The organism is Paenibacillus sp. ACRSA (assembly GCF_022346845.1).
In the GTDB taxonomy this organism is placed as follows: Bacteria; Bacillota; Bacilli; order Paenibacillales; family Paenibacillaceae; genus Paenibacillus.
Genome location: NZ_JAKRNP010000003.1, coordinates 666,173 through 688,836, shown reverse-complemented (window position 1 = coordinate 688,836; position 22,664 = coordinate 666,173). Strand labels below are relative to the sequence as shown.

Below are 22,664 nucleotides of genomic sequence, written 5' to 3'. Positions count from 1 at the left end.
ATCGACTAAAGAGTAGGGTGTTTTTTAGTTATAAATGTCCTAGCTCAATAGCCTGTCTGAACTTTAACGTAAATCGCTCCGCTGCCAGAGCAATTTCTTTCGACTCTGCCTGTACGAATCCAATCTGCATTTTGGGTTGATCAATGCCTGTGATCTCAATGAGTTTGAGTAGACCCTCTTTCCACAATGGATGTTGGTAGAAGGAGAAGTCATGTCCGATGGTTGCTGCCATATTACTTCCGAGAACCGTTGTAATGGCTTCGGAATTATTGGTGCGGAACAAGATAGAGAGTGAGCCGTGATCATAGGAGAAATCTTGGATAAAATCATCGATGAATCCATCGCGATACAATGCGAGCTTATGAAGCTTGAGCTGTTCAGGCGTGACCCGGTTCAGTTTCGCCAGCTCAGAGTGGTGATGGGTGCAGACAACAAGCTTGCCTGAGTACATGGGGATGAAGTGTAGGCCGTCGAACTCACGTAGCTGTTTCGTATAGATGGCGATGAATCCCAGATGTATCTTGTTACTGCGAATATCCTTGATAATCTCCATCGAACCCTTTTCTTCAATCGAGATATCCAATTGGGGATGTTCGATTTTCATCTCGGCTGTAGCCTGAACCAAGTAGGGCATGACACTGGGAAAAGTAGCTACATGAAGCTCACCTGTCAAGGCGGAAGCTTCGATATTCATCGTTTTCAAATCATCTACACGCTGGAGAATATCCATGGCTTTGGCTATAAACCGTTTGCCTTCTACCGTAGGGAACGTACCGCTGCGTGAGCGCTCAAATAACACCACACCAAGCTCATGTTCAAGTCGATGAATGGATTGGCTAATTGCTGACTGAGTGATGTGCAGATTCGCAGAAGCAGCAGAAAATGATTTCGTTTTGGCAATTTCAACAACGTATTCAAGCTGTTCAAGGTTCATGTATTCATCTCCGTATTTGTATTACTATAACTAATATTAACATTAGTATCTATAAATATGAATAATGTTTGAACAGGGCTATACTAAGAATAGAAGTTGTGTTCATCTTATAAATGATAAAAAGGGGATGCATCCAATGAAAGCAGCAGTATGGTATGGAAAAAAAGATGTCCGCGTTGAAGAGCGGGAGGTTCCGACAGCACAAGCGGGACAAGTGAAGATTAAAGTACAGTATGCAGGAATCTGTGGCAGTGACTTGCACGCGTATCATCATGGCGTTGGTATACAAGAAGGCGACAAACATCCGTTATCCGGTCAAAATGCGCCGCTTACACTTGGACATGAGTTTGCCGGAGTGGTTAGTGAACTGGGGGATAATGTAAGCGGAATCAACGTTGGAGACCGTGTCGTTGTAGAGCCGTTGTATCATTGCGGTAAATGCGAGTACTGTATCCAAGGACGTTACAATCAATGTACACAATTTGGCTTCGTTGGCTTGAATGGGGACGGCGGCTTTGCAGAATATGTTGTGGTCGAATCCTATATGGTACATGTTCTGCCAGATAACGTATCCTTTGAAGAAGGAGCGCTTGTTGAGCCTACAGCCGTTGCCCTTCATGCCGTTCGCCACAGCAAGCTAAAAGTAGGACAGAAGGTTGCCGTATACGGTGCTGGTCCAATTGGACTGTTGACAATCTTGTCAGCAAAAGCAGCTGGAGCATCCGAAATCTATGCGGTCGATGTATTTGATGAGCGTCTTAATCTTGCAGTGGAGCTGGGCGCTATTCCGGTGAATAGCGCTCAAGTGAATGCAACGGAGACCATTCTACAGCAATCCGGTGGGATTGACGTTGCTTATGAAGCTGCAGGTGTGCAGCCAACAATGGACAGCGCCATTGCCGTGATCAAGAAAGGCGGAGAGGTTGTCGTCATTGCGGCTATTCCAACACCACTTCAAGTGAACTTCTTCGAACTGTTGGTGAAGGAAGCGAACCTAACTTCTACGCTGGCATATCGTCACATTTTCCCAGAAGTGGTTTCTTTGATCGCAGAAGGAGCACTGGATGTGAAGCAAGTTATTACGAAGAAAATCAAACTCGATAATATCGTGGAAGAAGGGCTTGAGCTGCTCATGTCCGATAAGAGCCACGCCAAAATCCTCATCGAAATTAACGGGTAATGAGTAGGTTAAAGTAATTAACGGATAAACATAGTTATCTTGCGAACACATTTCACAAAAGCTTACCTCTCATGATCCAAACGGATTAGATTTACTGATTTGTATGGGCGGCCTAGGCACTAGCCCTTAGTCACTCCATGTCACCGCAGAAGCCACCACCTATGAACTGTTCTCTCAAATGTTAGACTGCATTTTAGCTATGAGGGACAGGGAAGTAGGAGGTGGTTTTTTGTTATGCGCACGAAGACTATGTTCCCTATACTTGTCCTACTTACGATTCAATTGTGTTAGGTAGAGATGGTTGCGATACTCCGAAGGAGTGAGTCCTTCATATTGCTTAAACATTCGTAGAAATAGTTTATAGTCTGAGAATCCGCACGCGCCAGCGATTTCCTTCACACTTGCATTAGTATTCAGCAGCATCTGTTTGGCTCGATTGATGCGCTGAGTCAGAATATACGTTTTGAGACCTACGCCTTTCTCGCGCTTTACCATTTTGGAGATATAGTCCTTGTTGAAGTTAAACGTCTCCGCCACCTTCGCTACGGTAAGATCCGTATGAATATGAAGATCAATCCATTTGCAGATATGATCCACAATGGCATTATGTGCACGATAGTCGGACTTGGTATTACGCGCCAGCTCCTTCAATAACAGTAGTAGCGCTGCATTCGCTTCCTCAACTGAGAACGAAGAGACATGCAATAGCTGTTTGAATAACTGATTCGCCGTTGACGGTACCTGAATTGTGGAGTAGGTAGGATAATTCAGGAATTCCTGCTGCTGCGTGTCATAGTGAACCCAGTAGAAGCTTACGGGTGCATCACTGGCCTGATAGCCAAAATGCTGGCGCCCGGATTGAAGGAATAACATGTCATTTGGGCGCACGATATACTTCTGATCTTCCTCCGCAATATACATCTCTCCCTCTAACATCAAAATGATCTCTTGAAAGGGCATGCTACGCTTCATATGTGTCCAGTTACCTTCCGAAATAAATTTCCCACAGAGGTAATGTTCCAATAGCTTTGGCATAGGACGGATTTATCCACCTTTTCTTGGATTCTGAGTCTGATTCATTTGTATTTTATTTGATAACATGAGGAAGTACAAGGTTTACCAGAGATGTCTGGCTAATCGACGTGAAGATAGAACGACGGATTTTATCCTTTTACTCAGATGGAAAATATATGATTACAGTTCATGAGGAGGAAATCAATTGATTACACAAACGAACAGAGGATTTTTGAGTCCTGCACAGGTTGATCTGTCGGATAGCGTATTCCGCACGTCACAGCAGGTGGGGGAGCAGTATCTCTTATCCCTAGATATGGATCGATTCCTTGCCCCATGTTATGAGGCACATGGATTAACTGCACGCAAGAAGCGTTACGCCGGTTGGGAGGCGCGTTCCATTAGTGGGCATTCCTTAGGACATTATATGTCTGCGCTCGCTGTGACCTATCAGGCGACGGGCAATGAGGAGTTGAAGCGTAGATTAGACTATGCAGTTAGCGAATTGGCTGGAATTCAGCAGACGACAGGTAGTGGTTTTATTGGCGGCCTGCCTGAGGAAGCATTTATCATCGGATTTCAAGCTGAGCACATTGGTGGTTTTAACATCGGGGAGTATTGGGTTCCTTGGTACAGTGTACATAAAATCTATCGTGGGCTTATTGATGCGTATAGGCTAGCAGCGAATGAAGAGGCTCTTCAGGTTGTTACTCGTTTTGCAGATTGGGCAGTGGCGGGATTACAAGATATGACGGATGAGAAGGTACAGAAAATGCTTCAGTGCGAGCACGGGGGCATGAATGAAGTATTTGCACAGTTGTTTGGCATTACGGGCAAAGCGATTTATCTGGATACAGCGAAACGTTTTACCCATCAGACCATTTTGGCACCACTGGAGCAGGAAAAAGATGAGCTTCAGGGATTGCATGCCAATACTCAAATTCCGAAAGTGATCGGAGCAGCAGAGATTTATAATCAGGATCACTCCCACGAGAGCTATCGCACAGCAGCTGAATTTTTCTGGGATACGACAATACATCACCGTTCTTACGTCTTTGGCGCAACGAGCATTTCAGAGCATTATGAGGCAAAGGGCATGGAGAGCCTAGGGATCAAGACAGGAGAGAGCTGCTGTACCCACAACATGATGCAGTTAACGAAACAGCTCTTCACTTGGAACCCAGATCATGCATACATGGATTATTATGAGAACGCTGTCTACAATCACATTTTAGGCACCCAAGATCCGGATACAGGGAACAAAACGTACTTTGCTTCAACGCTCCAAGGACATTACAAAATCTACGGAACTCATGATACCGCATGGTGGTGCTGCACAGGATCAGGCATGGAGAATCCGGGCAAGTATGCCGAAGCGATCTATTTCGAGGAAGACGATAACTTGTATGTGAACCTGTACATTGCCTCGACGTTAGACTGGACATCACAAGGACTGTCATTAAAGCTGAACACCGATTTCCCTTATTCGGAAAAAGGAACCCTGACGATTACCGGAGGCAATGCCTCGGCGAATCTGAAGCTGCGCGTTCCATCCTGGCTCCAAGAGCCGATGACGGTCATCGTGAATGGGGACACGCAGCAGATCGTGTCCCAGAGCGAGCCGGGATACATTACCCTTTCGCGTCATTGGAGCGAGGGAGACGTTGTTACTTTTACCCTTCCAATGGCGCTCAGTCGGTATACATCCCGAGATGATGAGCATAAGGTAGCTTTCCTGTACGGGCCTATTGTACTTGCCGGTGCGCTTGGTAGCGAAGGTCTTCCTGTAGATACGATCGTTGACGAGACTGCACTGAATCCCAAGACCGCGCCTGTACCTGTCATCTGGACAGAAGAAGAGGATGTACGGAAATGGATTCGAGTTCTCGACCAGAGAAAGTTAACCTTCGAGCTGAGTGAAGAGGTAACTTCCACAGGAGAGCCTGTGAAGCTCATTCCGTTCTATGATGTGCATCATCAGTTCTATACGGTGTATTGGCCGCTCAACGATGAAGGCGATGCGCTGGAGAAGGTATTGAATGATATCACCATCGATCGGGTTCAACCGGATGGTCAGCAAGATGAGATTGGACACCAGCTGGACGGGAACTGCCGTGAGGCGCAGTATAACGGCTCGTCTACGGACGGACGCAACAAGCTGCACATGTGGCGAGAAGCGTACGGTACTCGTGATGCTCACTTCAGCTATCGACTGGCCGTGCAGCCGGAAGTGCCTAATCATCTGTGCGTAGCCTATTGGGGCGGAGATCATTCTCCTTTTGAACGTGAGGGCATTCGGTACGATCGGCACTTCAATATTATCGTCGATGGAGTTGTTATTGGAGAGCAGCGAATTCATATGAACAAGATTGGCGAGACGTTCTATGTTGCCTATGATATTCCACAGGAAATCACGTCGGGCAAAGACAGTGTTAAGGTGACGTTCCAGGCGCTGGGTGATAACGGATGTGCTGGTAAAGTTACAGAGGTGCGAACCACACGAAGTAAACCGGAATTTCTAATTATTTGATTGGAGAAGCAGTGATGGATTTTCACAGGGCAATGTTATAATACAAGCATAAAACGGATGACAAAGAGTAGGAACCATTCCTGTAATGAAGTGATTTGAGCTTTGAGCAAAAAAAGCGCCACTTGTTATACGGGGAAACGTTCCACCCAAAGAACAATCTCAATACGAAAAGAGGCGCTCAATATAAAGTATAAAATGAAACAGAAACAACGTATTGCAAGAATTACGGAAGGAACGCTGGTCGTTGGAGTAGACATTTCTAAGTAATCCAAGTGGCAAGAGCTGCCGATTTCCACGGGAGGAACCAACAGGCACTACTGGTTCCTTCTAGCAGCTTTTCTAGAAGCAAAGTTGTTCCGTTGCGTGATGCCCATGGTAACAAAGAATGAGAAGTTTAAGAATCTTCACAAGTATTTCACAACACGAAGTCAAAATCCGTTAAAGAAGAAACAGTCGCCTATAGCGCTATGTGGCAAACTGACCCTTGTTCTACACATGCTCGAGACAAAGCAAAGAGAGTAATGAAAGGAAGTGAAAGTTGTGAGAGTCGGGAAATCATCGGATACTTCATCATTAACTTGGGTGGGAGCACTATCTGATGAACTTCAGCCTGTGTTTGAAAAAATGGAGCAGCAGTATGCTGTTTGTGAAATAGAATTGTTCTTTGTGTTTCGTTGTCTTCCGGATAAATATGAACGGAACTCAAGAGTTCGGTACGCTAAGGCAGAGAATGTGCTCTATTTCGATATCGTAACAAGTGAAGATGAATATAAAACGTTGACTAAAAATCGTCAGCGGTATGAATTAAGTCATGCTTTCTATGCTTTCTTTAGGGAAAAACTGAAAAAATACAAAGTCCAAGGGCTTGATTATAATCAGTTCATGAGTGATATAAAACATTGGTTGCAGGAGATTGGTTGGTTGCAAACAGAGCTTGAGTCATACATGACCGATACATAAAATGTTGCGTATAGTGGTTTGCAGGAAGAAAATGAGTGGGAACGATAAGATACATGGTTTAATGTACATTATTAACAAAAACGTCTCTACGAAGATAGAAATCGTAGAGGCGTTTTTGTAGTGGTGCAAATTTGTTCGCTATTATAGCCAGTTTTAGTAAAACAAGACCTACCATTTTAAAAAGCGTAACAAGGGAGATCGAATAGTTGAACACGCATTTATATAAAAAATGACACGCACAGCAATTTTCCGCGTATTACCGAATAACATCTGAACATCCACAATCTGCTATTTTCAAAAATACACTTCTACAATTTGACCACAAGATAGCCAATTCGTTTCAACGTTGTCCCTTAAAGATGAAATGGGATAAGCCCAAGCCACGTATAGTTATAGAAGTTATTCAAAAAGTCCGCTTTTGATTATGAATATCCAATCATATCCACCTGAGAGCGTTAACATCATGTACAATGAGAATGAGATAAACAGGGAAAAAACGACATGAAGCCTAATATCTAACATGAAAGGAGGTCGAATGATTGAACATGACCAATTACATAAAGTTTCTCGGACTGATCCTCGGCATTGTAGCTGTGAATGTTCTGGCATTCTCACCGGGCTTTATCGGGCTGGAATTTGGGGGGAGTGCATTCACGACAGCACTTTCGGTGACGCTGCTGTTTGGCAGCGCACTTGCTCTGTTCTATGGCAGCTACAGCTTGTTGTTCAGACAACCGGTTGTTCTGCCTGTGAGGCATATTGAAACACATGAGGATTATGTGGAGGCTTTATCTTTTTATAGACGCATCAAAGTGCTGGAAGAAGATATTACGCTGGGATTATCCCAACTTAGCCGTATGAAAAAGAAGAAAGAGACGCTCATGAATGTATTACAACAACGATTCGATCCTGGAGAACTGAGCTACAAGAAATTTGCTTCTGTCACACTAGAGGTGGAGAAGCTATTATATCTGAATATTCGCAGCGTGTTGAATCGTTTGAATGTATTTGATGAAGCGGATTATGCCAATATGATGAAATCCAAATCCGCGAGCTTGCCACAGAAGCTTTTTCAGGAAAAAACGAAAGTGTACAACGACTATCTAACCTACGTAAAAGATTCACTCCACACCAATGAGGAAATTCTGCTCAAGCTGGACCAGTTACTACTGGAGATTTCACGCCTAGACAGCTACGAGGCTGGAGATATTGAACAGATGCCTTGTATGCAGGAGATTGATCAATTAATTAAGCACACCAAATTATATAGACAGTGAGGGGTTGCTCGTATGGCGAAGAAAGGGAAGTTTTTTTTCATATCCATTTTAATGCTGGTGCTTGTGTTTGGCCTAGTCTATGCAGGAATTACACTGACGTCAAACTTCGGTAAATCATCTTCACAGGTCAGCACGGAGAACGCAGGTAAGGAGCTAGGTAAGTTGTATGCAGACATTGCGCCGGCAACAGCCGAACCGGTTAAAGGCCAGATTGATCTGGATCCGGTTGATGTAGCAGAATCACTGCCGGACATATCCAAATTCCCGATTGCGGTAGAGAATACAACGAATGATTATGTTGAAATCTTCTCTTCCACGGAGAAGTCGGGCAGCGGGGTGGACGGCTGGTTAACCGAAGTAGCGCAAGAATTCAACCAAGCAAATATCAGCGTTGATGGTAAACCAGTGTCGGTGAAGATTCGGAATATTGCCTCTGGAACAGCTACCGACTATATCAAGTCAGGCAAGTATGTGCCCAATGCCTTCACACCTTCCAATGAACTGTGGGGCGAGATGGTAGAGGCAAGTGGAGTGAAGACAGAGATGGTGTCCGAACGACTTGTTGGTAACGTGCCTGGGATCGTTATCTCCAAAGCAAAATATGATGCACTGGTTGATACGTATGGGTCTGTCAATGTGAAGACAGTCACTGAAGCGATTGCGAAAAACGAACTTGCGATGGGGTATACCGATCCATTTGCTAGCTCCACAGGACTTAACTTTCTCGTGACGGCACTGAACACGTACGACAGTTCGAATCCGCTTGGCGAGAAGGCGATCCAAGGCTTTGAGAAATTCCAGGCGAACGTACCGTTTACCGCGTCTACGACAATTCAGATGCGGGAAGCTGCCAAGTCAGGCCGTTTGGATGCTTTTGTACTTGAATACCAGACATTTGTGAATACCGCCGATCTGAAGAGTGGATATGTGTTCACTCCCTTTGGAGTAAGGCATGACAGCCCGCTCTATGCTCTCGGTCAATTGCCGCAGAACAAGCAGGAGATTATCCAGAAGTTTGCGGAATTCGTGACGCAAGATAAATACCAGAAATCAGCCGAGGAGTTCGGATTTAATGGCCTCTCGGATTATAAATCAGAGGTAGCAGCGGTAGATGGCGGTACGCTGTTGTCCGCACAGAAAGTATGGAAAGAGAAGAAAAATGGCAGCAAACCTATTGCGGCTGTGTTCGTTACCGATGTATCTGGAAGCATGGATGGAGAACCGCTTAACCGGCTTAAGGAGTCCTTACACAAAGGGCAGAAGTATCTGGGTACGGACAACAGCATCGGCTTAGTATCCTACTCCAGTGGAGTTACCGTCAACTTACCTATTGCCAAGTATGATACGAACCAGCAATCGATGTTTGTAGGCACGGTGGATAGCTTGCAAGCAGGTGGAGGGACAGCGACCTTTGACGGGATCGTTGTGGCGATGAAGATGCTGGAGGATTACAAGGCCGCTAATCCCAATGTGAAGCCGTTGATTTTTGTCCTAAGTGATGGTGAGACCAATGAGGGGCATACGTTGCAGGATATTCGTGAGTTGGTTGAGACGTATCAGGTGCCGATTTATACCATTGGCTATAACGCAGACATCAAAGCATTGGAGAGCATCTCCAGCATTAACGAAGCGGCAAGCATTAATGCCGATACCGACGATGTCGTGTACAAGATTGGGAACCTGTTCAACGTACAGATGTAATATTTTAAGGGGGAACGTCAATGTCATTTTCCATGGAGATACCTAGTCAGAAGGAAATTCAGAAAGTGATTGAGGAAGAAGTGAAACCAGTGCCTGCGGAGGTAGCAGAGCTGCAACAAGTGGCGAATGCCAACGTAGAGATGATCATGACACTTGACCTTGAATCGTTGGAGAAACGCAAGGAAATTCTGCAATCCATTGATGGTTTTGGCATGAACACGATGAGAACCTCTTCTGAGAAAAACGCGTTGCTTCAAGTCTCCGTTGGACATCTGTCCAAGACCGGAGACGAGGGCGGTCAGGTAGCCAAGGGCTTAACTGAGCTGCATATGCAACTGAAGGATCTCGACCCGAGCGTGGTCGACTTTGCCAAGACCGGCTTTCTGGGCAAGTTATTCAATCCGTTGCGCGCGTATTTCTTGAAGTACCAGAAAGCGGATGCGGTTATTGCAGACATCGTGACCTCTCTTGACAAAGGGCGAGCGACTTTACGGAATGACAATACCACCTTAGAGATTGAACAGCAGAATTTACGCGATTTAACGAAGCGATTACAGAAGGAAATTCAGTTAGGTGTGCTGATGGACGAATCCATTGATGGACAGATTGAGGCGGCAAAAGTACGTAATGAAGATCCAGAGAAGGTTCGCTTTATTACAGAGGAAGTGTTGTTCCCGCTTCGGCAACGTGTAATGGATCTGCAGCAGATGTTGGTGGTTAACCAACAAGGGATCATGGCGATTGAAGTGGTCATTCGTAACAACAAGGAACTGATTCGCGGGGTAGATCGAGCGAAGAATGTAACCATCTCAGCGCTGAAAATTGCCGTAACCGTAGCAAGTGCGCTCTATAATCAGAAGATTGTTTTGCAGAAAATTGAACTACTGAACCAGACGACGAATGACCTCATCGCAGGCACATCCAAAATGCTCAAGGATCAGGGCATCGCCATTCAAAAGCAGGCGTATGATGCAAGTATTTCGGTCGATACGATGAAGCAGGCATTCACGGATGTCCTGTCTGCATTGGACTCCATCAGTGTGTATAAGCAGGAAGCATTGCCCCGGATGCGGGAGACAATCAACCAGTTCCGTGAACTTGCTGATACGGGGGAACAACAGATTCAGCGTCTAGAGAAAGGACAGAAGCTAGGTTTGTAATCTCTACAACCTGTGTTTCTTAGCTGCATAGAAATTGCATAGACAATGATTGCATGAACGGTTGACCCGGAATTACCCAGGGTCAACCGTTTTTTGCCGTTGCATGTATAGCGCATAAGGGATCAGCAGCACAAGAGCAGACAAGGCGACGAACAGGGAGAACAATAGACTCGCTTGAATGAACAGGAGTGCGCCCAGAGCGGCGCCAATGACAAACGTAATCCAGGATAGTGCCAGAACAGCCCATTCAGATGCAGGGGCTTTGCCACGCACAGCCTTAGCGATGGCTTGTCCGATCCCGAACAAAGTTCCTGACACGAAGCCTTTACCGACATCGGCATGGGCAACCATCTGGTGCATCGTATTTTGCATGCCCATCGCCACTGCGAGTGGAAAGAGAACACTGTTGGTGTGGAGCAATAAGACCAAGGTGATCGCAATAACGAATAAAATGGATTCCGCACTTAAAATTAACGTCAAATGATATTGCCTGAATAGATCCGTTATCAACGTACCGATAAATGCCCCCACAATGAATAACAGCACGACGACCCCCGTCGTTGCCCACACGGAGTAGTCCCCTTTAAAGAGTGCAATCCCTAGCTTGGTGCTATTACCGCTCATAAAAGACAAATAAACCTTGCCTAATCCTAGATAGCCAATGGCATCAATAAATCCGGCAATCAGCACTAGAGCTGATGATAATATAAGCCGGGATAATCCCGGCTCTAAGCGTTCTACAGTATGTCCAATACGTTTAGTTGTGTCTTGATGGTTATTGGTCGAATCAGGCGTTAAGGTCATAGACATAGCCTCCCTTCTGGTTCGTGAAAGCAGGGATGCAGATCAGTCTTGCGGATGCGATACGATCGGAGTCAATCAAGTAAGTTGACACGAACCTCTAAGTTCTTATCCAACAATTAGTTGAGAACGTATATATATCTTGGTTTAGCATGGATGCCTAGACCTAGTGCTAGACGTAGGCACGTTAGGACTGAGAGCTATCCTTATGCTGGTCTGGTGCAATGAAGAGTGTATCATTCGGAAGCTGAGCCGCTTCTTCTTTGGACATACCCAAATTTGTGGACAATAGATCGTCTGGGTTACCTGCAATCCATTCACTCAGATCAATGGCTTCGTAGTGCCCGCTGTTGAAGCCAATTAACACACGGCAGACGTCGTCTCCGGTATTTTTGATATAATGCCCAGCTCCCATAGGTGCATAGCCAACATCGCCTGCTTCAAAATGCTCTGTTACCGCATGACCCTCTGCGAGGAATACTGTCATTTCAGCCTGACCACTAATATAGTACTGCCACTCGTCTGCGTTAGGATGCCAATGCATTTCCCTTAGCGCACCTGGCTGCAATTCAATGAGTGACCCAGCCATCGTGGTGGAGATCGGGAAGTCCTCAACGGTCACAGTCCGTTGTGTGCCGCCTCCGGGAGCTCGTCTAGGCTGTTTGGCAAGGAGTGGATACCGGTGAATGGTGGTCAGTTCTGAATTACGTCGGTATGTACCGGAAGAGGAGCTATCGTTCGGTACGGGTCCTTTGGCAAAATAGGCTTCACCCTGATTAAGCTTGGCGGCCTGCTCTTCGGTGATGCCAAGATTCTGAGCGACGATGTTGTTTGGGGTCTGAGTAAGGAAATCTGTGATGCTGAAGGTGTGATCCTCCGAGAAATCCCCATTATCAAAAATCAAAATAAAGTGACATTCATCCGGGCCGAGTCCCTGAATGGAATGTCCGTATCCACGGGGGAAATACCAGACATCTCCAGGCTCGAATGTATCTGTGTAGGCATGTCCATCGGGATGAATCACTGTAGTCCGGCAGGAGCCACTGATGACATATGCCCATTCTGCTGCATTCGCATGCCAATGTAACTCGCGCATCCCCCCTGGCTCTAAGCGCATGGATACGCCAGCAATGCCAATGGAAGCAGGGAAATCTTTAACAGAGGCGCCGCGGGTGATTCCGCCAGAGCCTGTCCGAGGTTCCTTTTGTTCAAGCCGATATTTAAAAGATGTCATCATGATTCCTCCTCACATCAAATTAGGTTTACATGTAAAAAGTTGAATATGCCGTCTATGTTCTTTTAACCATATCCTACGAATCTATTCAGCTATACCTTAGTTAATATGAGGCAAATGGGAATCATTCATTCGAGAGTCATTCCATTTTTTTGTACATATTGTGTTGCAGGTTCGCGCTGAGTTGAATGATAGACCACATTAGCAGGTTTATAATTAATAATTTTGAGCAATTCCTCGGCCATATAGCCAGGGCTGTGTCTGAACTCCTGATGAATCCATTCGATAATCATGCCGAAGATAGCATGAGATTGATAACTTGCGAGCAGCTCGCGGTTGATATGCGTTGGGAATATTTCGTTTAGATCCTGTAAGGCGAGGTCGCGTAAAACATTACAGATCATCTGTTGGAAGCTGGAAGATGCCTCGGATTTGACGGCAAGAGTATAGAATGCAGCGTGCTGATAGACATGCTCAAAGATGCGAATGGCTGATGAGGGCATATGACTCACTTCAAATATTTCTTTGCCTTGATACGGTTCACGGTAAGAGGTCACCAGGTCTTGGATGACATCATCTATGATCTCATTAAACAGGTCTTCTTTGTACTGATAGTGCTTATAGAAGGTTCCCCGATTCAGATCCGCCAACTTCACGATATCGGTGATGGATATTTCTCTAAAAGGGTGCTTTTGCATGAGTCGGATGAGCGCATTTTTCAGAGCAGCTTTGGATTTCTTAATTCTTCGATCCGTGGATTCGGTAGGGTCTGACATCTAATTTCCTCCCTTATTATAGGTTGTTCAAAAAGTACGTCTATCTTCATCCCATCTTCTTGGTACTGAAAACCGCTCTTTTTGAACACACATTTATGGACTTGATTAATAAACGTACAATAGGCGTCTGAAGTGTTGGTTAATGTACAATAGGGCAAGCTTTTACTGATTGATCCCAAAAGCTATGACTTATTATACTAAGGATACGAGTTAATGAACATTTGTTTGTTAACTTATTGTAAACGAATACAAAAAGGAGGAATTAAGATATGAAACTTCAAGATAAAGTTGCTGTTGTGACAGGTGCAGGTTCAGGCATGGGGAAAGCGATTGCCACACTATATGCTAGAGAAGGTGCCAAAGTCGTTGTGTCAGACATTAACGAACAGTCCGCTCAGACGGTTGCTAGTGAGATCAAGGAATCAGGCGGAGAAGCCATCGTGGTTTTGGCTAATGTAGCCAAAGAAGAAGATGTGCAAAATCTGATTGATGTGACGGTAAGCACCTATGGGACTGTGGACATTCTGGTGAACAATGCAGGCATCATGGATGGCATGGAGCCAGCAGCGGATATCACCGATGAGAAGTGGGAGAGATTGTTCGCCGTAAATACAACCAGCGTAATGCGGACTACGCGTAAAGTATTGCCGATCTTCCAAGAGAAACAAAAAGGAGTCATCGTGAATATTGCTTCAGCAGGTGGATTGCACGGCGGACGTGCGGGAGCCGCTTATACAGCTTCCAAACACGCGGTGATTGGTTTCACCAAAAATACGGGATACATGTATGCCGAGCAAGGCATTCGTTGTAATGCCATCGCTCCAGGGGCTGTGGCAACTAACATTAGCTCCTCAATGACAGGAATCAGCCCATTTGGAGCTGGACGCCAACAACTAGGTATGGCGATCAACCCACGTGTAGGTACGAGTGAAGAGATTGCCAAAGTGGCTTTGTTCCTCGGCTCGGATGAATCTAGCTTCGTTAACGGAACCGTCATTACGGCTGATGCAGGCTGGAGTTCATACTAATTCGAGTGCGTAGTGGTAGAATCGCTAATGAAAGAATGATCGGACGGAGCATGTAAAAATCAATGCAATTACAGCACTTCAAGTGCTCAAAGAGAACATACACGACCGTGCGTATAATTCTGTGGAATGAACTAAGAGCCGCATCTCATGATGCGGCTTCTTCATGGTGACTCTACAAACGAGTGTCAACCTCGTGTATCGTGTTCAATTCCATTGGGAATTGGGACAAACGTTTGCACTGACACACTTAGACCTGTCTACGTCAGCTCAGCGATGACTTCGTTTTGGAGTACAGTGAGGATTCTCGCACAATCAGTCGATGCGGAATAATGACGGGATTATGCGTTTGCGGCTCCCCGCTTATAATTTTGAGTAACACTTGAACTGCTGTATAGCCAAGCTGATAGGTTCCGATATCGATGGAACTGAGTGGCGGTGAAGCCAGTTCGGATAAGGCTATATTGTTAAAGCTGACCACGCTAATATCCTCAGGTACCTGATATCCCAGCTCGGCAAGAGCTCTCAATACTCCAAAAGCGACATTATCATCAATAACAACAATAGCTGTCGGTCTATCCGGCAAAGACATGAATAGAGACATCGCTCGGAATCCGCTCTCCTGTAGGAATTCACCTTCTACAATCCAGTCCCGATTGGCGTGTAGTTCTGCTTCGGCAAGAGCCTTCTGATATCCTCGCATACGATCATGGGATAACGTAATTTCCGGCGGGCCACTCACGAATCCAATCCGCGTATGTCCTTGTGCAATCAGATGCTGCGTTGCATCATAAGCAGTTTGCACATTGTCGTTATCCACCATGGGTGCATTCGGGTGAGCTTCACTGCGGCCAATCAGTACAAAAGGAAACTCTTCCTCTTCCAGAAATGAAATAATCGGATCATCTCGCTTCGAACCTAGCAGCAGAATGCCATCTACTCTTCGGCCATGGACAAGCCGGGATATGGCATGCAATTCATCATCGGATGATGTTTCAGTTGTTAGCAGCAATTCATAATTGTTGCGTGTGGCGAGTGTAATAATACCTCGTAATAATTCCCCGAAAAAGTAGTTCTGGAACAACTCCTCTGCAGGGCGCGGAAGCATAATCCCAAGGGTTTGCGTCGTTTTGGACACGAGGCTCTTCGCCATAATGTTGGGATGATAGTTGAGTTCTTTCATAATTTGCTTTACTTTGAGAGACGTCTCGGTGCTAATTCTGGGATGGTTGGAAATCACCCGTGATACTGTAGAAGGGGAGACACCCGCCAATTTGGCAATATCCTTGATCGTAATCATCTAAAAATCCCCTCTGAACAATCATTTCAACTTTCCACTATGGTAATGCAAAGGATGCGAGAAATCAATTAGTACCTATACGATACAGAATGCGAAGGGAGTAAAATTAAGGAAGAATGAGTTAGAAGAAGGGCATAGAGGATTACTTCGGTAAAATGAAAGAAAATGGTTAAAATTGAAGCAATATGGCTTGTGCAAACGTTTGTACAAAGAAAGTATCGTATTGTATGATGTGAGTGTTATTGTAGCGCTTACATCATTGGTTTTACATACTTCTTAGTACATTTCCCCCTACATATTGAACAAAAATGTGATTCTTTCTTTTATTTGAGCAAACGTTTGTACAAAAAAGAACAAGGATCACAATACCTGACATTTTACGCAGATCAAAGGGTGAGAGAGCGCAATTTCGTTGAACCAAACAGAGGGAAGGGGACATTTTACATGAGAAAATGGCAAGGGGCAACATGGTCTATCGTCATGGCTTTTACACTGGCTGCATGCTCGGCAGGAGGGGGAACTGCATCTCCGACGACAGCAGGCGAGAATCCCGAGGAAGCTGTACAACTAACTGCCGAAAATCTTCAGCCAGAGGAAGGGGCAACCTTGGTCATCTGGGAGGATAAGAATCAAAGCAGCTTTATTGAGCAAAGAGTTCAGAAGTTTGAAGAGAAGTATGGTGTTACCGTCAAAATGGAAGAATTGCCTCCGACGGATCAGGTAACGAAGCTGACAACAGACGGACCGGCAGGGCTGGCAGCAGATGTGGTTGTGTTCCCACATGACAAAATTGGTAGCGCTTCAGAAGCAGGACTGATCTTGCCGAATGACATTTTTGAAGCAGAAACTGCAGCGAATACAAGTGAGAATGCCCTCAAGGCGGTGACGTTCAAGGATATCTTGTACGGATATCCGTACAGTGTTGAGACATATGCCCTCTTTTATAACAAAGCATTATACCCGGAAGCTCCAAAAAACTTCGACGAAATTATCAGCTTCGCCCAAACGTTCAATGATACCAAGTCCAATCAATATGCGCTGATGTGGGAATTGCAGCAATTCTACTACAATTATGCATTCCTGGCCTCGCAGGGCGGATATATCTTCGGTGATAACGGGATGGACAGCGGAGATCTTGGTTTGAATAATGAAGGCGCTCAGAAGGGTGGGCAGTTCCTACAGACACTGAAGTCTGAGGTATTGCCGCTGAAGATGGGTGACGTGAACTACGATATCAAAAAAGGATTGTTCTCCAGCGGCAAGCTGGCGATGGATATTAATGGTCCATGGACCATTGCTGATTACCGCAATGCGGGAATTGACTTCGGTGTGGCACCGCTCCCAGCGATTGATGGCAAACCGATGACATCCTTCTCAGGGGTCAAAGCTTATTACGTAAACGCATTTACGCAATATCCGAATGCCTCCAAGTTACTGGCTGCGTTCCTCTCCAATGAAGAGGCTCAGATGGAGAACTTTGAACTAAATGGCACACTTCCGGCGAACAAGAACGTCGCAGCTGATCCGAAGGTTCAGGAAGATCCGATCAACAATGCCTTCCTGGAGCAATTCAACAACTCCACTCCAATGCCTTCGCTTCCTGCAATGGACAGTGTTTGGGGGCCGATCACATCTGCCATTACGGATATCTGGGATACGGGCAAGGATGTCAAAGCATCGCTGGACAATGCCGTGAAGCAGATCCAAGAGAGCCTTGCAACCGTGCAGTAAGAACGAACGACGATAGAATCTGGGATAACAGCGATCGGAAGCTTGTTCTGTTATCGGAGTGGTCAGTGTAATTACTCCGTTAATCAATTTATACAGATTAGCAAGGGTCGGAGAGGAGAGAGCGAATGCAACAGCAGCATGTCCCGGTGCCTGTCGGCCCCGGAAGGGAGAGGCAGCACCGGATGACAGCGGCCATATGTTCCACCATATTGCAAGGTCTGGGGCAGTTATATAATCGGCAATGGATCAAAGGAATTGTACTACTGTTGCTGGAGGGAGTAGGGCTTGCATACCTGCTTCCTCGCCTGTCTCAAGCAGTATGGGGAGTATGGACACTGGGCGAGAATACACAGCGTTTTGTCAAAGTGAATGGTTCCACCGTGCTTCAAAAAGGAGACCATTCCATCTTTTTATTACTGGATGGGATTATTGTATTACTGGTATTTTTTGTGTTTATTCTGATCTACATTTTGAATATCCGGGATGCGTACATGACCGGGCTTGCTAGAGAAGAAGGCAAGCAGATACGAAGTGCAGGAGCCACGATCCGAAACATGATGGATCGAAACTTCCCATATTTGTTTCTGTCCATTCCGGCACTTGGGATACTCTTTTTCACCATTATGCCGATTTTGTTTACGGTCACGATTGCTTTTACCAACTATTCGGCGCCGGATCATATTCCGCCGGCTAAACTGGTAGACTGGGTCGGCTTCAAGACATTCAGTGATCTAATCCAGCTCAAGTCATGGAGTCAGACGTTCTACGGTGTCCTCACCTGGACGGTGATCTGGGCCATTTTAGCTACAGTTACTACCTATTTCGGTGGTGTTCTCGTGGCGTTATTGATTGAACAGCGGGGTATACGCTTTAAGAAGGTGTGGCGTACGATTTTCATCCTGCCTTATGCCATCCCGCAGATTATTTCCCTGTTGTTGATGCGCAATCTGTTCAACGGTCAGTTTGGTCCGATCAATACGTATATGAGAGCTTTTGGACTGGAGGGATTACCTTGGCTGACCGATCCGTTCTGGGCAAAGGTTACAGTCATTGTCGTCAACATGTGGATCGGTATTCCAGTCAGCATGGTGCTGATTCTGGGCGTATTGACAGCCATTCCGCGTGATCTGTATGAGGCTGCCGAAGTGGACGGGGCTTCCGCATTCCAGAAATTCCGAATCATTACGATGCCATTCATTTTATTTGCGACTACGCCAGTGCTCATTATGCAATTTGCGGGTAACTTCAACAATTTCAATGTGATCTTCCTGCTAACCAACGGCAATCCGCTGCGTGGGGATTATCAGTACGCTGGCGCAACGGATCTCCTAGTAACCTGGCTCTACAAGCTAACGCTGGATAACAATAAATTCAACATGGCTTCTGCGGTAGGTATTATTATCTTCCTGATTATCGCTTCATTCTCCATCTGGAATTTCCGCCGCTCCAAATCATTTAAGGAGGAGGACATGATTCAATGAAGACACGCAATAATCCGGTGCGCCTGGCAGTAAGTTACCTGTTACTACTGATCATTGCCGTCGTCTCCATCTATCCGGTGCTCTGGATCTTTCTCTCTTCCCTAAGACCGGGTGCGGCACTGTTTAGTGAGCGTTTATGGCCAGAAGCCTTCACGCTGTCCCATTATGGTGAACTGTTCAACAATCCATCTTTTATGTATGGCCGATGGTATATGAATACGCTGAAAATTGCCTTTTTCACCATGATCTTCTCTACACTCATGGTGACACTGGGGATGTATGCCTTGTCGCGTTTCCGTTTCCGTGGTCGCAAAACAATTCTTTCTACCATGCTGATTCTTGGCATGTTCCCGAGTTTCATGAGCATGATTGCGATCTACATCATTTTGCTACAAATTAAACTGCTCGACACCCATACTGCGCTTATTCTGGTCTATTCTTCAGGAGCAGTACTTGGGGGATTCATCGTCAAAGGATTCTTCGACACCATTCCGCGCAGTCTGGATGAAGCGGCTCGTATCGATGGTGCAAGTCACTTGCGGGTATTCACCAGCATCATTTTGCCATTATCCAAACCCATGCTGACCTATGTAGCTTTAACTAGCTTCACAGGGGCATGGATGGACTTTATTTTTGCCCGTCTGGTACTGCGTACGAAGGAGAATTGGACACTTGCGGTAGGGATGTGGGATCTGGTCAATCGGTATCAGGACAGTAACTTTACGATGTTCGCCGCAGGAGCGGTACTGATTGCTATTCCAATTACGCTGTTGTTCGTTTTCTTACAGCGCTTCCTAGTTCAAGGTCTTACATCAGGGGCGTCCAAGGGCTAACTGTGCTCGGTACATTATTTCGCTGTGATCTTATGGTAGATCAAATAAATGAAGTGATAAAACACGTGGCAGATCAAGTAGTAGTTAAGTACTAAGTACGGTTAAGTAGCCATCACATATCGATCAAGTAGCACATGAAGTAAGAGAACAAGCAAAACATCAAGCAAAACATAAGCAAAAAGATCAAGTCGCACATCAAGTAAACATTCTAGCAATACGCCAAGCAGGCACTTCCTGTGATGTTATGTCTAAAGTTGACTGACATCATTACGGAAGTGCCTTCTGCTTCAATATGAGTTTACGAGCCACGAGTCTTGTATAACTTATACATTAAAACTAGCTCAATCAGCGAGCGATTAATAAATCATTTAATTAATTTATCAATCATGTAATCGATCAATGAATCCCTAACCTCAATCCAATCAACCCGTACCTATGTTTAAACCCGGAGTATACGCTGTCTCAGCGCACTCCGGGTTTCGTGATCAGTTTATCTTTCTTCTACATGTGTTATTGCCAGTTCACTGTAACTGTAGCTGTTCCACTCGTCGGAGTGGTGAAGGTGTGGTTAGAACCACTTTCCCACGTGACCGTGGAGCCATTCTTTTTGAAGAATTTGAACTCGAGCGGTGTACCCGCAGGAACACTTACGTCATAGTACCAGGTTGGATAGGCATGAATGACTTGGTTAAAAGCTGGGCCAATTGCGGTGGAGCCTGTGGACCAACTTCCCAACTCAGCCACGTTTCCGGTCAGATAGATGTTCTCACCGAGTGAAGTGGTAGCGTTATTGATGACAAAACGGACAGAAACCTGATCTCCGCTAAGAATCGTAAAATCATTATACGCGTTGCTGCTAACTCCACCAGCCGTTACTTTAACCGCATAGTTGCCTGCCGCAACGGCAGGAATCTTCACCTTGATCTGCGTATCTTCCCAAGAGGTGATGGCTGTACCGGTTACCGCTGTAGTTCCGAAGTTCACCGTGCCTTTGGAAGCACCGAATCCTCGACCATCAATCGTGACTTCATTTCCCGCTTTACCCATCTTAGGTCCAACATTACCAATGGTTGGGGTGGTCTCATTCGCTGTATACTGCCAAACGGCTGTTGCACCGGCTGCAAGGTTGAAGGACGTGATGTTTCCTCCATTAGAGGAGATCTGATTACCATTAAGTGCGCCACCGAGCACATCCGTATATGTACCTGTAGGAAGCGAAGTGGTTAGACCTGAGATGGATGCAGACGCTGAGGTACTACGATTGATAGCAACGACAGCAACGCTATTACCGAATTTTCGTTCATAGATGTATACATCATTGTTGATCCAGCGTTGCTGCGTCGAACCATAGGCTATTGCTGGATTGGACTTACGTAGTGGAGCAAGCTTGCTAATCACATTGAACGCCGTGGATGTTTTGGAGAAGGAGGGCATCTTACCACGGTTATCTGGATCACCGTTCCCGGTCATATATTGTTCTGTTCCATAATAGATGGCAGGTACACCGCGCGAAGTTAATGTAAATGCCAAAGCTTGCTCCAGACGCCGGTTTTGGACTGCATTCGTTTTGAAGCGATCCATATCGTGATTATCAATAAAAGTAACCTGATCATGGATATGGTCGTAATCCGATCCGGTACTGTTGATCATGGAATCTAGGGCGTACATCGTGGCCGTATTGTCACGGAAGACATTCCGAACTTCTTGATTGAAGCGGAAGTCCAGCAGACTCATACCGGATTTATTCGCAAAATCATTATTATCTGCATCTGAAGCAGATGATCCCAGGAACCACTCGCCAAAGGTAAACACAGGCTGATGTGTATAGATCGAAGACATCCAATTCTTTTGCCAGCCCATCGGCATATGCTTCACTGCATCAACACGAATTCCGTCAATGCCCATGTCCAGCCATTGTTTAATCGCATCCTTGAAATACGTATCAATTGTTCCGTTATTGTGGTTCATGTCAGCCAGGTCGTAGAGGTTTTTATAGATGCCGTTCTCAAGTGTGGAGAAGTCAGAACCGCCATTATGATGGAAATACTGGTTGGTATCATTGGTGTACCCGCCTACAAGGTTACCATTGTCGTACAACCTGCCATTCTCAGCAAAGGAAGTATCGGTTTCCATGGCGGGGGAGGTATGATTAGGAGCGAAGTCGATGATGATCTTAATGTCTTTAGCATGAGCTGTGTCGACCAGGTTTTTGAAATCAGTCATCGTGCCGAAGGCTGGGTTCGTTTTTTTGAAGTCGCGTGCCCAATAGCCATGGTAGGCTGTGTTGTTGACACCCGAATAGTTGATGAGGGAGTAGATATTTTCAACAGGTTGAGAGATCCAGAGCGCGGTTATACCTAGATCGGTAAAGTAGTTATCATTAATTTTGTCGATTAATCCCTGCCAGTCGCCACCACAGTATAGTTTAAGATTGCTGCAACTTGCGTCATAGGCTCCTCCTGTCGGATTGTTGGCGGGATTGCCATCTGAGAAGCGGTCTGTGAACACCTGATAGATGACATCTGTACTGAAATTCTGCTTATTGGTTACGGCAGTATCCGGATCTGCAAAAACAGACGCTGTGGTTAGAAAAGGGAAGGCGCTTCCCGCCATCAAGCCCAGTGCCAGTGTGGCACTGAGTATGACTCGCTTGGTTAATTTGAACATGGTAATCCACCCTTCATCATGTAGTTTGGATATCGTTCTAACTTATTTTAATAGCGCTTA

At 45.7% G+C, this 22,664-nt stretch carries 17 protein-coding genes and 1 pseudogene; 11 read left to right on the top strand and 7 right to left on the bottom strand.

Features of this window, described 5'->3' with window-relative positions; genetic code table 11:
• Nucleotides 1-28: 28 nt before the first annotated feature.
• On the bottom strand, nt 29-934 hold the full coding sequence (locus MH215_RS12610; RefSeq protein WP_239290588.1) for a LysR family transcriptional regulator: 906 nt from the start codon (nt 932-934) through the stop codon (nt 29-31).
• Nucleotides 935-1,070: 136 nt separating this feature from the next.
• On the opposite strand from MH215_RS12610, the gene MH215_RS12605 reads away from it, so the two are divergent.
• A complete protein-coding gene (locus MH215_RS12605) occupies nt 1,071-2,114 on the top strand; it encodes a 2,3-butanediol dehydrogenase (RefSeq protein WP_239290587.1) in 1,044 nt (347 codons plus the stop codon).
• Nucleotides 2,115-2,381: 267 nt separating this feature from the next.
• On the opposite strand, the gene MH215_RS12600 is transcribed toward MH215_RS12605, so the two are convergent.
• The gene (locus tag MH215_RS12600) at nt 2,382-3,149 is read right to left on the bottom strand and encodes an AraC family transcriptional regulator (RefSeq protein ID WP_239290586.1); all 768 of its coding nucleotides are present in this window, start codon (nt 3,147-3,149) and stop codon (nt 2,382-2,384) included.
• A gap of 184 nt (nt 3,150-3,333) precedes the next feature.
• On the opposite strand from MH215_RS12600, the gene MH215_RS12595 reads away from it, so the two are divergent.
• From MH215_RS12595 to MH215_RS12570, 6 genes and pseudogenes are all read left to right on the top strand, one after another.
• On the top strand, nt 3,334-5,658 hold the full coding sequence (locus MH215_RS12595; protein WP_239290585.1) for a beta-L-arabinofuranosidase domain-containing protein: 2,325 nt from the start codon (nt 3,334-3,336) through the stop codon (nt 5,656-5,658).
• Between the two features lie 339 nt (nt 5,659-5,997).
• Nucleotides 5,998-6,180: pseudogene (locus MH215_RS12590) on the top strand (IS110 family transposase); the annotation flags it as partial.
• A gap of 18 nt (nt 6,181-6,198) precedes the next feature.
• Entirely contained in the window at nt 6,199-6,618 is a 420-nt protein-coding gene (locus tag MH215_RS12585) for a hypothetical protein (protein WP_239290584.1), read from the top strand.
• A gap of 545 nt (nt 6,619-7,163) precedes the next feature.
• Complete coding sequence (locus MH215_RS12580; RefSeq protein WP_343224574.1) at nt 7,164-7,895, top strand: hypothetical protein; 732 nt, start codon at nt 7,164-7,166, stop codon at nt 7,893-7,895.
• 12 nt (nt 7,896-7,907) lie between these two features.
• A complete protein-coding gene (locus MH215_RS12575) occupies nt 7,908-9,596 on the top strand; it encodes a vWA domain-containing protein (protein WP_239290582.1) in 1,689 nt (562 codons plus the stop codon).
• A 20-nt stretch (nt 9,597-9,616) separates the two neighbouring features.
• Nucleotides 9,617-10,756, top strand: coding sequence for a toxic anion resistance protein (locus MH215_RS12570; protein ID WP_239290581.1), 1,140 nt, complete (start codon nt 9,617-9,619; stop codon nt 10,754-10,756).
• Between the two features lie 72 nt (nt 10,757-10,828).
• Here the strand turns inward: MH215_RS12570 and MH215_RS12565 are convergent, their stop codons facing one another.
• The 3 genes from MH215_RS12565 to MH215_RS12555 form a co-directional block, all read right to left on the bottom strand.
• A complete protein-coding gene (locus tag MH215_RS12565) occupies nt 10,829-11,560 on the bottom strand; it encodes a YoaK family protein (RefSeq protein WP_239290580.1) in 732 nt (243 codons plus the stop codon).
• 184 nt (nt 11,561-11,744) lie between these two features.
• Nucleotides 11,745-12,794, bottom strand: a complete 1,050-nt coding sequence (locus MH215_RS12560) for a cupin domain-containing protein (RefSeq protein WP_239290578.1) — start codon at nt 12,792-12,794, stop codon at nt 11,745-11,747.
• Between the two features lie 125 nt (nt 12,795-12,919).
• Nucleotides 12,920-13,567 (bottom strand): TetR/AcrR family transcriptional regulator, encoded by a 648-nt coding sequence (locus MH215_RS12555; protein WP_239290577.1) that lies wholly within the window; start codon nt 13,565-13,567, stop codon nt 12,920-12,922.
• Between the two features lie 269 nt (nt 13,568-13,836).
• Here MH215_RS12555 and MH215_RS12550 point away from each other — a divergent pair, with 269 nt between their 5' ends.
• Nucleotides 13,837-14,595 (top strand): SDR family oxidoreductase, encoded by a 759-nt coding sequence (locus MH215_RS12550; RefSeq protein WP_056695098.1) that lies wholly within the window; start codon nt 13,837-13,839, stop codon nt 14,593-14,595.
• A 262-nt stretch (nt 14,596-14,857) separates the two neighbouring features.
• Here MH215_RS12550 and MH215_RS12545 read toward each other — a convergent pair whose 3' ends face one another.
• The gene (locus MH215_RS12545) at nt 14,858-15,892 is read right to left on the bottom strand and encodes a LacI family DNA-binding transcriptional regulator (protein WP_239290576.1); all 1,035 of its coding nucleotides are present in this window, start codon (nt 15,890-15,892) and stop codon (nt 14,858-14,860) included.
• A 444-nt stretch (nt 15,893-16,336) separates the two neighbouring features.
• Here MH215_RS12545 and MH215_RS12540 point away from each other — a divergent pair, with 444 nt between their 5' ends.
• The 3 genes from MH215_RS12540 (at nt 16,337) to MH215_RS12530 (ending at nt 19,937) form a co-directional block, all read left to right on the top strand.
• Nucleotides 16,337-17,623, top strand: a complete 1,287-nt coding sequence (locus MH215_RS12540) for a sugar ABC transporter substrate-binding protein (protein WP_239290575.1) — start codon at nt 16,337-16,339, stop codon at nt 17,621-17,623.
• A 125-nt stretch (nt 17,624-17,748) separates the two neighbouring features.
• Entirely contained in the window at nt 17,749-19,104 is a 1,356-nt protein-coding gene (locus tag MH215_RS12535) for a sugar ABC transporter permease (protein ID WP_239290574.1), read from the top strand.
• Nucleotides 19,101-19,937, top strand: a complete 837-nt coding sequence (locus MH215_RS12530) for a sugar ABC transporter permease (RefSeq protein ID WP_056695093.1) — start codon at nt 19,101-19,103, stop codon at nt 19,935-19,937. The genes MH215_RS12535 and MH215_RS12530 overlap by 4 nt, the downstream gene beginning before the upstream one ends.
• A gap of 510 nt (nt 19,938-20,447) precedes the next feature.
• Here MH215_RS12530 and MH215_RS12525 read toward each other — a convergent pair.
• Entirely contained in the window at nt 20,448-22,604 is a 2,157-nt protein-coding gene (locus MH215_RS12525; RefSeq protein ID WP_239290573.1) for an alpha-amylase family glycosyl hydrolase, read from the bottom strand.
• Between the last annotated feature and the right edge of the window lie 60 nt (nt 22,605-22,664).

What these genes read in the sequence shown, in the direction of transcription:
- MH215_RS12565 (WP_239290580.1), bottom strand. Translation starts at nt 11,560, where the DNA reads ATGACCTTAACGCCTGATTCGACCAATAACCATCAAGACACAACTAAA.
- MH215_RS12610 (WP_239290588.1), bottom strand. Translation starts at nt 934, where the DNA reads ATGAACCTTGAACAGCTTGAATACGTTGTTGAAATTGCCAAAACGAAA.
- MH215_RS12580 (WP_343224574.1), top strand. Translation starts at nt 7,164, where the DNA reads ATGACCAATTACATAAAGTTTCTCGGACTGATCCTCGGCATTGTAGCT.
- MH215_RS12560 (WP_239290578.1), bottom strand. Translation starts at nt 12,794, where the DNA reads ATGATGACATCTTTTAAATATCGGCTTGAACAAAAGGAACCTCGGACA.
- MH215_RS12540 (WP_239290575.1), top strand. Translation starts at nt 16,337, where the DNA reads ATGAGAAAATGGCAAGGGGCAACATGGTCTATCGTCATGGCTTTTACA.
- MH215_RS12570 (WP_239290581.1), top strand. Translation starts at nt 9,617, where the DNA reads ATGTCATTTTCCATGGAGATACCTAGTCAGAAGGAAATTCAGAAAGTG.
- MH215_RS12605 (WP_239290587.1), top strand. Translation starts at nt 1,071, where the DNA reads ATGAAAGCAGCAGTATGGTATGGAAAAAAAGATGTCCGCGTTGAAGAG.
- MH215_RS12525 (WP_239290573.1), bottom strand. Translation starts at nt 22,604, where the DNA reads ATGTTCAAATTAACCAAGCGAGTCATACTCAGTGCCACACTGGCACTG.
- MH215_RS12600 (WP_239290586.1), bottom strand. Translation starts at nt 3,149, where the DNA reads ATGCCAAAGCTATTGGAACATTACCTCTGTGGGAAATTTATTTCGGAA.
- MH215_RS12555 (WP_239290577.1), bottom strand. Translation starts at nt 13,567, where the DNA reads ATGTCAGACCCTACCGAATCCACGGATCGAAGAATTAAGAAATCCAAA.
- MH215_RS12530 (WP_056695093.1), top strand. Translation starts at nt 19,101, where the DNA reads ATGAAGACACGCAATAATCCGGTGCGCCTGGCAGTAAGTTACCTGTTA.
- MH215_RS12545 (WP_239290576.1), bottom strand. Translation starts at nt 15,892, where the DNA reads ATGATTACGATCAAGGATATTGCCAAATTGGCGGGTGTCTCCCCTTCT.
- MH215_RS12550 (WP_056695098.1), top strand. Translation starts at nt 13,837, where the DNA reads ATGAAACTTCAAGATAAAGTTGCTGTTGTGACAGGTGCAGGTTCAGGC.
- MH215_RS12575 (WP_239290582.1), top strand. Translation starts at nt 7,908, where the DNA reads ATGGCGAAGAAAGGGAAGTTTTTTTTCATATCCATTTTAATGCTGGTG.
- MH215_RS12535 (WP_239290574.1), top strand. Translation starts at nt 17,749, where the DNA reads ATGCAACAGCAGCATGTCCCGGTGCCTGTCGGCCCCGGAAGGGAGAGG.